This is a genomic window from Pseudomonas sp. 2024-210 (assembly GCF_045062345.1).
GTDB lineage: Bacteria > Pseudomonadota > Gammaproteobacteria > Pseudomonadales > Pseudomonadaceae > Aquipseudomonas.
Genome location: NZ_JBJGEJ010000013.1, coordinates 38,774 through 51,192 on the forward strand (window position 1 = coordinate 38,774; position 12,419 = coordinate 51,192).

Annotated in this window: 13 protein-coding genes; all 13 read left to right on the forward strand. The window is 56.8% G+C overall.

Features of this window, described 5'->3' with window-relative positions:
* The first annotated feature begins 9 nt into the window (after nt 1-9).
* The 13 genes from tmk (at nt 10) to ACI7MX_RS17195 (ending at nt 12,393) form a co-directional block, all read left to right on the forward strand.
* On the forward strand, nt 10-642 hold the full coding sequence (gene tmk / locus ACI7MX_RS17135; protein ID WP_405591363.1) for a dTMP kinase: 633 nt from the start codon (nt 10-12) through the stop codon (nt 640-642).
* Nucleotides 635-1,621: a DNA polymerase III subunit delta' gene (locus ACI7MX_RS17140; protein WP_405591361.1), complete on the forward strand. Its 987-nt coding sequence runs from the start codon at nt 635-637 to the stop codon at nt 1,619-1,621. The genes tmk and ACI7MX_RS17140 overlap by 8 nt, the downstream gene beginning before the upstream one ends.
* Before the next feature lie 31 nt (nt 1,622-1,652).
* Nucleotides 1,653-2,435 carry a TatD family hydrolase gene (locus tag ACI7MX_RS17145; RefSeq protein WP_314490982.1) on the forward strand — a complete coding sequence of 261 codons (783 nt, stop codon included), beginning with the start codon at nt 1,653-1,655 and terminating at the stop codon, nt 2,433-2,435.
* A gap of 482 nt (nt 2,436-2,917) precedes the next feature.
* Complete coding sequence (locus ACI7MX_RS17150; protein ID WP_153376995.1) at nt 2,918-3,559, forward strand: TetR/AcrR family transcriptional regulator; 642 nt, start codon at nt 2,918-2,920, stop codon at nt 3,557-3,559.
* 89 nt (nt 3,560-3,648) lie between these two features.
* Entirely contained in the window at nt 3,649-4,617 is a 969-nt protein-coding gene (locus tag ACI7MX_RS17155) for a GTP 3',8-cyclase MoaA (RefSeq protein WP_405591357.1), read from the forward strand.
* A gap of 236 nt (nt 4,618-4,853) precedes the next feature.
* Nucleotides 4,854-5,672, forward strand: a complete 819-nt coding sequence (locus ACI7MX_RS17160) for an SDR family oxidoreductase (RefSeq protein ID WP_405591354.1) — start codon at nt 4,854-4,856, stop codon at nt 5,670-5,672.
* A gap of 61 nt (nt 5,673-5,733) precedes the next feature.
* Nucleotides 5,734-6,738, forward strand: coding sequence for a substrate-binding domain-containing protein (locus ACI7MX_RS17165; RefSeq protein WP_314490995.1), 1,005 nt, complete (start codon nt 5,734-5,736; stop codon nt 6,736-6,738).
* A gap of 13 nt (nt 6,739-6,751) precedes the next feature.
* The gene (gene araG, locus ACI7MX_RS17170; protein WP_405591351.1) at nt 6,752-8,278 is read left to right on the forward strand and encodes an L-arabinose ABC transporter ATP-binding protein AraG; all 1,527 of its coding nucleotides are present in this window, start codon (nt 6,752-6,754) and stop codon (nt 8,276-8,278) included.
* Between the two features lie 25 nt (nt 8,279-8,303).
* Nucleotides 8,304-9,275: an L-arabinose ABC transporter permease AraH gene (gene araH / locus ACI7MX_RS17175; RefSeq protein ID WP_314491001.1), complete on the forward strand. Its 972-nt coding sequence runs from the start codon at nt 8,304-8,306 to the stop codon at nt 9,273-9,275.
* 93 nt (nt 9,276-9,368) lie between these two features.
* On the forward strand, nt 9,369-9,974 hold the full coding sequence (locus ACI7MX_RS17180; RefSeq protein ID WP_314491004.1) for a DUF4823 domain-containing protein: 606 nt from the start codon (nt 9,369-9,371) through the stop codon (nt 9,972-9,974).
* 15 nt (nt 9,975-9,989) lie between these two features.
* Entirely contained in the window at nt 9,990-10,556 is a 567-nt protein-coding gene (locus tag ACI7MX_RS17185; RefSeq protein WP_314491007.1) for a DUF1285 domain-containing protein, read from the forward strand.
* A gap of 216 nt (nt 10,557-10,772) precedes the next feature.
* Entirely contained in the window at nt 10,773-11,762 is a 990-nt protein-coding gene (locus ACI7MX_RS17190) for a 2-dehydro-3-deoxygalactonokinase (RefSeq protein WP_405591346.1), read from the forward strand.
* 1 nt (nt 11,763) lies between these two features.
* A complete protein-coding gene (locus ACI7MX_RS17195; RefSeq protein ID WP_405591343.1) occupies nt 11,764-12,393 on the forward strand; it encodes a 2-dehydro-3-deoxy-6-phosphogalactonate aldolase in 630 nt (209 codons plus the stop codon).
* Nucleotides 12,394-12,419: the final 26 nt, after the last annotated feature.

Genomic DNA, 12,419 nt, shown 5'->3' on the forward strand with positions numbered 1-12,419 from the left:
TTGCTGCCTGTGACTGGCTTGTTTATTACCCTGGAGGGCCCCGAAGGCGCGGGCAAAAGCACCAATCGCGACTATCTGGCCAAGCGTTTGCGTGGGCAAGGTATCGATGTGGTGTTGACCCGCGAACCTGGCGGCACGCCTTTGGCTGAGCGCATCCGTGAACTGTTGCTGGCGCCCAGTGATGACGCCATGTGTGCCGATACTGAACTCCTGCTGGTGTTTGCCGCCCGCGCTCAGCACTTGGCCGAGGTGATTCTCCCGGCGCTGGCTCGTGGTGCCGTGGTGTTGTGTGACCGTTTTACCGACGCCACCTACGCCTACCAAGGTGGTGGACGCGGTTTGTCGCATGAGCGCATCGCCACGCTGGAAACCTTTGTTCAAGGAGCGCTGCGTCCAGACATCACGCTGGTGTTTGATCTGCCGATTGAAGTCGGTATGGCCCGCGCCATTGCCCGAGGCCGATTGGACCGTTTCGAGCAGGAAGGTCGTACCTTTTTCGATGCAGTGCGCAGTACTTACCTCAAGCGGGCTGAAGCTGAGCCGGCGCGTTATCGCTTGATCGACGCCGCCCAGTCGCTGACTCACGTTCAGCAGCAGCTGGATGCACTGTTGCCGCAACTGCTGGAGCTGTACCGTGGCTGAGGCCTACCCGTGGCAAGACAGCTTGTGGCAGCAAATGGCCGGGCGTGCGCAACACGCTCATGCCTATCTGTTGCATGGCCCTGCGGGTATCGGCAAGCGCGCCCTGGCGGAGCGACTGATGGCCAGCCTGCTGTGCAAACAGCCGGGCGGGCTTGAAGCCTGCGGGTCGTGCAAGTCCTGTTCATTGCTGGCTGCGGGCAGTCACCCGGATAACTACATCCTTGAGCCGGAAGAAGCCGACAAAGCGATCAAGGTTGATCAGGTGCGTGAACTGGTCAATTTTGTGGTGCAAACCGCGCAGTTGGGCGGGCGCAAGGTGGTCTTGGTCGAGCCTGTCGAGTCGATGAACGTCAACGCGGCGAACGCTTTGCTCAAAAGCCTTGAAGAACCGTCGGGCAACACCATTTTGCTGCTGGTCAGTCACCAGTCGAGTCGACTGTTGCCGACTATCCGCAGTCGTTGCGTGCAACAAGCGTGTCCGCTGCCCAGCGAAGCCATGAGCCTAGAGTGGCTGGCCAAGGCGCTGCCCGAGTGCAGCGATGCCCAACGTATTGAATTATTGACGCTGGCCGCAGGATCGCCCTTGGCTGCCGTCAAGTTGCAGGCTCAAGGTGTACGCGAACAGCGTGCAGCGGTGGTCGAAGGGGTCAAGAAGCTGCTCAAGCGAGAGATCTCGGCCACTCAACTGGCGGAAAGCTGGAATGCGATCCCGTTGCTGCTGCTGTTTGACTGGTTCTGTGACTGGTCGAGTCTGATTTTGCGTTATCAATTGACCCAGGATGAAGCCGGGCTGGGGCTGGAGGACATGCGTAAAGTGCTGCAATACCTGGCCCAGAAAACCCCGCAAGACAAAGTGCTGGCGATTCAGGACTGGATTCTCGCGCAGCGTCAAAAAGTGCTGGGCAAGGCCAACCTCAATCGGGTGTTGTTGCTGGAGGCATTACTGGTGCAGTGGGCAAGCCTGCCCGGCCAGCGTTGATTTGATTGATTTGAAAAACAGGTAATTGTGTATGTTGGTTGACTCCCATTGCCATCTTGACCGTCTGGACCTCAGTGCCCACGACGGATCACTGGACGCAGCGCTGCAAGCCGCGCGTTCGTGTGGTGTCGGTCATTTTCTGTGTATTGGCGTCAGCGCCGAGAATGCCGCCGATGTCAAAGCCTTGACTGATCGCTATGACGATGTCGATTGCTCGGTAGGCGTGCACCCGCTGGACGTGCAACCGGGTGCGGCACCTGCCCTGGACTGGTTGCTGGGCGAACTGAACCACCCGCGAGTCGTTGCCATTGGTGAGACCGGTCTGGACTACCACTACGAGCCTGAAGCCGCCGAATTGCAGCAGTTATCGTTTCGGGTCCACCTTGAGGCGGCTCAGCAAACGGGCAAACCCGTTGTTATTCACACACGCGGTGCTCGTCAGGACACCCTGAGCATGCTGCGCGAGGCTGACTTGCCCCACGCCGGCGTGCTGCACTGTTTCACTGAAGACTGGGACATGGCCAAAGCGGCGCTGGACATGGGGTATTACATCTCGCTGTCAGGCATCGTCACGTTCCGCAATGCCGATGCGCTGCGCGATGTGGCCCGGCAGGTGCCCGCCGACCGTTTGCTGGTGGAGACGGATTCGCCGTATCTGGCCCCGATCCCTCATCGCGGCAAGCCTAATCTTCCGCAATACGTGCGTGAAGTGGCCGAGTTTTTGGCAATGTTACGCGGTGAGTCTTACGAGCGTTTCTGTGAGCAGACCACCGAAAACTTCAAGCGCTTGTTCCCGTTAGCGCGGGTTAAATGACTCTGTAGCCGCTGCCGAGAAACGAAGGCTGCGACCGCAGGCGCGCGCAGCCGTCCTGGAAGCTGATGCAACCAGGTAGCTATTTGGCGACCGCTGCGCGCTGATCGCAGCCCTCGTTTCTCGGCAGCGGCTACGAGGTCAGCGCAAAATATCGACTTTTTGGGCAAAAAAAACCCGGACTCTGGGGAACCCGGGTTAAGACCATTAGGAGTAAAACAAAGGGCACATTCCGTTGTGACCTTGATCGGCAGCCACTTGGGGGGATGTGCCGCCGACTCCTTTAGTATTGGTCAGCTTTATTGAACGTCCAGTCCTGCTTGATCGTTTTTTAAACAGATTTGGAATACCCATGATTCGGTTGACTGCTCATACGGGTTATATGAATTCCACTCAAAGCAGGCAAACGCAGGATGGTCCGTGCAATTTAGCGTGACTAATGCATAATACTCCGCTTCGATTTTGACCCGAACAGACCTTTTCTTATGCACAAAGAACCCCGTAAGGTCCGTGAGTTTCGTCGCCGCGAGCAAGAAATTCTCGATACCGCGCTCAAGCTGTTCCTCGAACAAGGTGAAGACAGTGTCACCGTCGAGATGATTGCTGATGCCGTCGGTATCGGCAAAGGCACGATTTACAAGCACTTCAAATCCAAGGCCGAGATTTACTTGCGCCTGATGCTTGATTACGAGCGTGATTTGAACGAGTTGCTGCATTCCGCTGACGTCGATAAAGACAAAGAGGCGCTGTCGCGAGCCTACTTTGAGTTTCGTATGCGTGACCCGCAACGTTACCGGCTGTTTGACCGCCTTGAAGAAAAGGTCGTTAAAGGTAATCAGGTGCCCGAGCTGGTTGAAGAGCTGCACAAGATCCGCGCTTCCAACTTTGAGCGTTTGACCCTGCTCATCAAGGGGCGTATCAGTGAAGGCAAGCTTGAAGATGTGCCGCCGTATTTCCACTATTGCGCAGCTTGGGCATTGGTACACGGTGCAGTAGCGCTGTATCACTCGCCGTTCTGGAGCAATGTGCTGGAAGATCAGGAAGGTTTTTTCCAATTCCTGATGGACATCGGTGTGCGCATGGGCAACAAGCGCAAGCGTGACACGGACACCCCGGCTGTCGAGTAGCGGGGAGGGGCTTTATCATTCATGGCCGCGTGCCCTGAACCTTTTTACCAGGTGTTGGCGCGGCTCGATCCTGTGCGTCGGAGTCATTCATGATTGTTGACCGCCAAGGCAGACGTTTTCGCAATTTACGTATCAGCCTGACGTCTGCGTGCAATTACGCCTGCACCTATTGCGTACCCAACGGTAAACGCCTGGTGGCGGCTCAGGATGAATTGTCGGCCGAAGCCATGATCCGTGGTGTCGCCTACCTGATTGAGGCCGCCGGCATAGAGCGCTTGCGCATTACCGGCGGTGAACCGCTGGTGAGCCCCAAACTTGAAACCTTTATGCAGGGTGTTGGTTCGTTAGGCTTGAGTGATATCAGCCTGACCACCAATGGTCAGTTGCTGGCGCGAAAATTACCGGTGCTACTGGAGGCGGGCATACGTCGCCTCAATGTTTCCCTCGATACCCTGAACCCGGAAGCCTTTCGCACCATTGCCCGTGGTGGTGATCTGCCAACCGTGCTCGACGGCATGCGTCAAGCCAGTGAGGCGGGTATCAAAATCAAGGTCAATATGGTGCCGTTGCGCGGGCATAACCTCGATCAGGTAATGCCTTTGCTGGATTATTGCCTTGAACGGGGCTTCGAGCTGCGATTTATCGAGCTCATGCGCATGGGGCATCTGGCCAGCGATGGCAACGCATTCCTGCAGCAATTTGTCAGCCTGCAACAGTTGTTGTCGCTCATCGGCGAGCGCTATGAGTACTTGCAAGCCGACGCGCCCGTCGATGCAACAGCGGTGCGCTATCAGATTTCAGGTCAGGGCTATTTCGGTGTCATTGCCAACGAAAGCGTGCCGTTTTGCCGGACTTGCTCGCGTTTGCGCCTCTCTTCAACGGGCTGGCTACATGGTTGCCTGTCTTCGAGCAATCGCCACTATGTGGGTGATTTGCTGAACAAGCCCCGTCATCAGGCCTTGCCTGCACTGCAAAGTTTGCTGATGAAAGCCTTGGGTGATAAGCAAGACATTGCCTTCTCGGGCGGTGCTACCGTGATGAAGATCATCGGCGGATAATCATTAAATCCCTAAATATGGGATGCAAAATTATATATTGAGACTTTGCAGTTTCCGGGTTTATAGTCGGCTTTAGCTCCACGCACTCACACTAAAAAAATAATATGGTGAAGTGATGCCGAGATATTCCAGGACGCCCCTGCGCGCACGCGGGACTCCCCAATGCCCCCTTTTAATTGGCCGGTCATCGAAAGATGCCCGGTTTTTTTCGTGCCTTTTTTGTGGAGTCCTGATTCATGGCTGAACCTCTTTCTTTACCTGCGGTGGCCGAGCCGCTACGTGGCGAACGTCTGAAAAACAAAGTGGTGGTACTGACCGGCGCTGCTCAAGGCATTGGCGAAGCCATTGTCGCCAGCTTTGTGGCTCAGCAGGCGAAAATGGTCATTAGCGATATTCAGGCCGAGAAGGTCGAAAAGGTGGCGGCCCATTGGCGCGAGCAGGGTGGTGATGTGCAGGCGATCAAGGCTGATGTGTCGTGCCAGTCAGACTTGCATGCGCTGGTCGCGCGGGCGATGGAGCTGCATGGCCGCGTGGATGTACTGGTCAATTGTGCCGGAGTCAACGTGTTTCGAGATCCGCTGGAAATGACCGAAGAGGATTGGCGGCGCTGTTTTGCTATTGACCTGGACGGGGCCTGGTATGGCTGCAAGGCCGTGTTGCCTCACATGATTGAGCAGGGTGTTGGCAGCATTATCAACATCGCGTCGACTCATTCCACCCACATTATTCCAGGCTGTTTCCCGTACCCGGTGGCCAAACACGGCTTGCTGGGCTTGACCCGCGCCCTAGGCATTGAATATGCCCCCAAAGGGATACGAGTGAATGCCATTGCGCCGGGTTATATCGAAACCCAGCTCAATGTCGATTACTGGAACGGCTTCGCCGACCCGCATGCAGAACGCCAGCGTGCGCTGGATTTGCACCCCCCGCGGCGAATCGGGCAGCCACTGGAAGTGGCCATGACCGCTGTTTTTCTGGCAAGCGATGAAGCGCCGTTTATCAATGCGTCCTGCATCACCATCGATGGCGGGCGCTCTGTGCTGTACCACGACTGACCAACAGGTCGGACCGATCAGGCTTCAAACACGTTTAAAAATAACAACAAGAGGGTTTGCCATGAAACGTCGTCCCATCCTTCGCGCTCTGTGCTGCATGGCACTGACAGCGACTGCGCTGAGCTTCGGTCATACCGTGCTCGCTGCTGATCCGGTAAAAATCGGTTTTCTGGTCAAACAGGCGGAAGAACCCTGGTTCCAGACGGAATGGGCTTTTGCTGAAAAGGCCGCCAAAGACAAAGGCTTCGAACTGATCAAAATTGCCGTGCCCGATGGGGAAAAAACCCTGTCGGCCATCGACAGCCTGGCCGCCAACGGTGCGCAGGGATTCGTGATTTGTCCGCCGGACGTCGGCCTCGGCCCAGCGATTATGGCCAAGGCCAAGCTCAACAACTTGAAAGTCATCGCCGTGGATGATCGTTTCGTCGATGCCAAAGGTGCGTTTATGGAAGACGTGCCTTATTTGGGCATGGCGGCATTTGAAGTCGGCCAGCAGCAAGGCAATGCCATGGTGACCGAAGCCAAAAAACGTAATTGGGACTGGAAAGATACTTACGCCGTCATTAACACCTTCAACGAATTGGATACGGGCAAAAAGCGCACCGACGGATCGGTTAAATCCTTGAAAGACGCAGGTCTGCCCGATGATCACATTTTGTATTCAGCGCTAAAGACGCTTGATGTACCCGGCAGCATGGACGCCACCAACTCGGCATTGGTCAAGCTGCCCGGCGCTGCGAAAAACCTGATTATCGGGGGGATGAATGACAGCACTGTGCTGGGCGGTGTGCGCGCCACGGAAAGTGCCGGATTTGCCGCCGCCAACGTGATCGGGATTGGTATCAACGGTACCGACGCGATTGGCGAATTGAAAAAGGCCAATAGCGGCTTTTATGGCTCCATGCTGCCGAGCCCGCATATTGAAGGCTATAAGACCGCCACCCTGATGTTCGAGTGGATCACTGAAGGCAAAGAGCCGCCGTTGTACACGGCCATGGACGAAGTGACGCTCATTACCCGGGATAACTTCCAGGAAGAGCTGACCAAAATCGGGTTGTGGAACTGAGTCGGAGGTTCCTATGCAGCCGCTTATACAGAGCCAAGCTTTATGCAATGACAGTCTGCGCTTCAATGCCATCAGTAAGGATTTTCCGGGTGTGCAGGCGCTGGCCAATATCAGTTTTGTGGCGTATCCCGGTCAGGTGCATGCGCTGATGGGCGAGAACGGTGCCGGTAAATCGACCCTGTTGAAAATCCTTGGTGGGGCTTACGCACCCAGCAGTGGAACGGTGCAGATCGGTGAGCAATCAATGGTGTTTAAATCCACCGCAGACAGCATCGCTCACCGGGTCGCTGTGATTCATCAGGAATTGCATCTGGTGCCGGAAATGAGCGTGGCCGAAAACCTGTTTCTGGGGCATTTGCCTGCGCGCTTTGGCTTGATCCAGCGCGGCGAGTTACGGCGCAACGCATTGGCCTTGCTCAAGGGGCTGGCCGATGAAATTGATCCGCAGGAGAAGGTTGCACGCTTGTCGCTGGGCCAGCGCCAACTGGTGGAAATCGCCAAAGCGTTGTCCCGTGGTGCTCATGTCATTGCCTTCGACGAGCCGACCAGCAGCCTTTCAGCGCGGGAAATCGACCGGCTGATGGCGATCATTGCGCGCCTGCGCGACGAAGGCAAAGTGGTGCTCTATGTCTCTCATCGCATGGAAGAAGTGTTCCGTATCTGCAACGCGGTCACCGTGTTCAAGGACGGTCGTTACGTTCGTACCTTTGAGCAGATGAGCGAGTTGACGCACGACCAACTGGTGACCTGCATGGTCGGTCGCGATATTCAGGATATTTACGACTATCGGCTTCGTGAACACGGTGCGGTGGCCCTCAAGGTTGATCGTTTGATCGGCCCGGGGCTGCGCCAGCCGGTAAGTTTCGAGGTGCGCAAGGGGGAAATTGTGGGGCTCTTCGGTCTGGTTGGGGCCGGGCGCACGGAGTTGTTGCGTTTGTTAAGCGGGCTGGCGCGCCACAGCGCAGGGCAGATTGAGCTAGAGGGCGAGCCGCTTACGTTGCGCTCGTCCCGTGACGCGATTAATGCCGGCGTGCTGCTGTGCCCTGAGGACCGAAAGAAAGAAGGCATCATCCCTCTGGCCAGCGTTGCTGAAAACATCAACATCAGTGCCCGCAGCACGCATTCCACCTTGGGTTGGGTGTTACGCGGCAAGTGGGAGCGCGACAACGCCGATAAGCAGATTCGGGCGCTGAACGTGAAGACACCCACGGCCGCGCAGAAAATCATGTTCTTGTCCGGCGGTAATCAGCAAAAAGCCATTCTGGGTCGTTGGCTGTCGATGCCGATGAAAGTGCTGCTGCTCGATGAACCGACCCGCGGCATCGACATCGGTGCCAAGGCCGAGATCTACCAAATCATCCATAGCCTGGCGGCCAGCGGCATTGCCGTGATCGTAGTGTCCAGCGACCTGATGGAAGTGATGGGCATCAGCGACCGCATTTTGGTGCTGTGCGAAGGGGCGCTAAGCGGTGAGTTGCCGCGTGCGCTGGCCAATGAATCCAGCCTGCTGCAAATGGCCTTGCCCCGTCAGCGTGGCTGACGCCGTGACCCACTGAGAGGTTTATATGACAACCCAAGATTCGACATTGCCTACCACCCCCCGCAAACATCTCGATATGCGCCGTTTTCTCGACGATTGGGTCATGTTACTGGCTGCAATTGCGATTTTCCTGCTGTGCACTTTGCTGATCGACAACTTCCTGTCGCCGTTGAACATGCGGGGTTTGGGGTTGGCCATTTCAACGACCGGGATTGCGGCTTGCACCATGCTGTATTGCCTGGCCTCGGGGCATTTCGACCTGTCGGTGGGGTCGGTGATTGCGTGTTCAGGGGTGGTTGCGGCAGTGGTCATGCGCGACACCGACAGTGTGTTTTTGGGCGTCAGCGCGGCCTTGGGCATGGGCCTGCTGGTGGGCCTGATCAACGGTATCGTCATCGCCAAACTGCGGGTCAATGCGCTAATTACCACGTTGGCCACCATGCAGATTGTGCGCGGTCTGGCGTATATCTTTGCCAATGGCAAGGCCGTGGGTGTTTCCCAGGAGTCGTTCTTCGTGTTTGGTAATGGTCAGTTGTTTGGCGTACCGGTGCCGATCCTGATCACCCTCGTGTGCTTTGTGTTTTTTGGCTGGCTGCTCAACCACACCACCTACGGTCGCAACACCATGGCCATTGGCGGTAATCAGGAAGCGGCGCTGTTGGCCGGAGTGAATGTCGACCGCACCAAAATCATCATCTTCGCCGTGCATGGGCTCATTGGTGCGCTGGCGGGCGTGATTTTGGCGTCGCGCATGACCTCGGGGCAGCCGATGATTGGCCAGGGGTTTGAGCTGACCGTGATCTCGGCCTGCGTATTGGGTGGGGTGTCGCTGAGCGGTGGCGTCGGGATGATTCGGCATGTAATCGCCGGGGTGCTGATTCTGGCAATTATTGAAAACGCCATGAACCTGAAAAACATCGACACCTTCTACCAATACGTCATACGTGGCTCGATTCTGTTGCTCGCGGTGGTGATTGATCGGCTAAAGCAGCGATAGCTTGTATGGCAAAGTTGGCGCTCAAAACTGGCGCGCAAACTGCATCACGCGACTATTCGCCGGTTTTCTGTCACCGGCCATCGGGAGAATGGGATGCGTGGTCTGTTGGTGTTGCTGGCTTTTTTGGCGCTGGGTGGCTGCATGAAGGTCAGTGATCTGGGGGAGGGCGCCCGTTATCAAATGAGCGATGCGGGCCTGCTTAATCACAGCAATACGCGGCGCAGCAATTCGCTGCGCATCCAGCCGGATTCCTTTATCTATATCGCCCAGGGGCCATTTGCGCCCATTGGCGACCCTTATGTGCGGCCCAACGTGGTGGCCGAAGAGGCTTTTAACGGTTTCGTTGAATATTTCCCTATGGTGCGCCGCGCCAAGGAGCCAGCGGGGCTTGATCAGGCCATGACCGACGCCCGTGGTTTTGGCGCGCATTACTTGCTTTACACCCGTTTTGCGCGCGCAGACGACCGCATCAGCAACAGTGACGAATGGCTGGATCAGGAAGAAATCAGCCGTTTGGGTGTCGATAGCGGGGTGATTCAGGTGATGCTGATCGAAACCAGCACCCAATACTTGATTGATACGGCGACTATCCGCAGTCGGGGTGGCCTGTTGACCTTTCATGACACCAAGCCCGCGGACTTGATTGGCCCGCCGCTGGCGAAGTACGCACGCAGCTTGATAGGCTTGAGCGACGAATAAGTCGAGGAGAGCATCATGAGTGAGCCTGTAGACGTCAGTAACCTGTTGGCGCAAATCCCTAAAGCCGACAAAGGCCTGCCGCCGGTTCACTTATGGGACACGGCCTTCTGCGGCAATATCGACATGCGCATCGCCCGCGATGGCACTTGGTATTACATGGGTACGCCCATTGGCCGTAAACCCATGGTCAAGCTGTTCTCCACCATCATTCGCCGTGACGGTGACGACTACTTTCTGATTACTCCCGCTGAAAAAGTCGGCATTGTCGTCGATGATGCACCCTTTGTTGCGCAAATTCTTGAGGTCGAAGGTGAGGGCGAACAGCAAGTCCTGCGCTTCATCACCAACGTTGACGAGCAGATCACCGCGGACAGCGAGCATCCGCTGCGCGTGGTCATCGATCCGCAAACTCAAGCGCCAACTCCTTACGTGTTAGTGCGCCGCAACCTTGAAGCACTGATTCATCGCAACGTGTTCTACCAATTGATTGAACTGGCCGTTTCTCGCTCTATCGACGGTCAATCGTGGCTGGGCGTGTGGAGCAGCGGGCAGTTCTTCCCCATTGGTCCTGAGCCGGACTGACACCTTTAACTTCTCATTTCTTGTAATCACTGCCGAAGGTTGCGATCGGCGACGAAACCGTCGTCAGTCGACCCGTGGGTAAGTGTCACAAACTTGCTTTATCAATTCCCTATATATGGGACTGCAATTTATATATTGAGATATTGGTTGCTCAAGGTTTATAGTCGCCCGCACTGAGACACAGCATTCACTGCTAAAAACAAAACAGGTGAAGCGATGCAGGCGCAATTGATTGCACTCGATTGGGGGACCACCTCCCTTCGTGCTTACTTACTCGGTCCCGCAGGGCAGGTGCTGAACACGCGCTCGCTGGATTACGGGATCATGCAACTGCCCGTCACAACGCGTCAGGTGGCTGGCCAGCAGTGCGCAGATGGCTTTGAACTGGCTTTCGACGAAGCTTGCGGCGACTGGCTGGACGCCCATCCCGGTATTCCCGTTATCGCGTGTGGCATGGTTGGCAGCGCCCAAGGCTGGCGCGAAGCTCCTTACCGCGAAACCCCTGCCAGCCTTCAAGCGCTGAGCACCGCCCTACAGATCGTGCGCAGTGTGCGTGGCGTTGATGTACATATCGTGCCGGGTGTCATCCAGCGTTCCACCTTGCCCAATGTGATGCGCGGCGAAGAAACTCAAGTGCTGGGCGTCCTGCAAAGTCATCCGCTGATCAACGATTGTTTAATCGGCTTGCCCGGCAGCCATTCAAAATGGGTGCAGGTTCAAGACGCCAGCCTCGTGCACTTCGATACCTTCATGACCGGTGAGCTGTACGCCGCCGTCTGTGAACACACCATTTTGGGCCGCACCCAGCAACGCGACGGGTCGTTTGATCAGTCCGCTTTCGAGCGCGGCGTACGGGTAGCCTTGTCTGCCGAGGGGCTGCTTGGACCGCTGTCGACGTTGTTTAGCGCTCGCACATTGGGCCTGACGGGGCAATTGAGTGCCACGGCGCAACCTGACTATGTGTCTGGTTTGTTGATTGGCCATGAGCTGTGTGCGTTGGCCAATGCATTGCGTCACCGTCGTGGCGAGCAGCCGTTGCCCGCGATCATTCTTATTGGCAATTCCCAACTCTGTGAACGCTACCGACTGGCGCTGGCTGCCTGTGGGTTTAGCGACGTGCGTCTGGCTGAACAGGCCACCGAACAGGGTTTATGGCACCTGGCTCACGCCGCCGGGTTAGTGCGACATCACACTCTGGAGGGCTGACATGCTCAAGCAAGCACTGGCAAAAAACGGCTTGATCGCGATTCTTCGCGGTCTGCATCCGCAAGAGGCGCAGGCCATCGGCAAGGTGCTGTATGACGAAGGCTTTCGTACCCTTGAAGTGCCGCTCAACTCCCCGCAGCCCTACGACAGTATCCGCATTTTGCGCGACAGCCTGCCCGCCGACTGCCTCGTGGGTGCGGGCACGGTCCTGACGCCCGAGCAAGTCGAACAGGTTAAGGCGGCGGGCGGTCAAGTGATCGTGATGCCTCACAGCGACCCTAAAGTATTGCGTGCGGCTAAGGCGGCTGGCCTTTACCTGGCGCCGGGCGTCGCCACCCCCACCGAAGCGTTTGCCGCACTGGCCGAAGGGGCCGACGTGCTGAAATTGTTCCCGGCCGAGCAAATGGGCCCGGCGGTGGTCAAGGCCTGGCTGGCCGTATTGCCCGTTGGAACCTTGTTGATACCGGTCGGCGGTATCACCCCTGACAACATGCAGGTGTTTCTCGACGCCGGCGTTGCAGGTTTTGGGCTGGGTTCGGGGTTATTCAAACCTGGCCTGACTCCACAAGAAGTGGCCGTACGGGCCAAGGCGTACATGAGCGCCTGGAATACGCAGCGTTACGCTGATTGATCGACGCTGCGGCGTCCCATCGAATA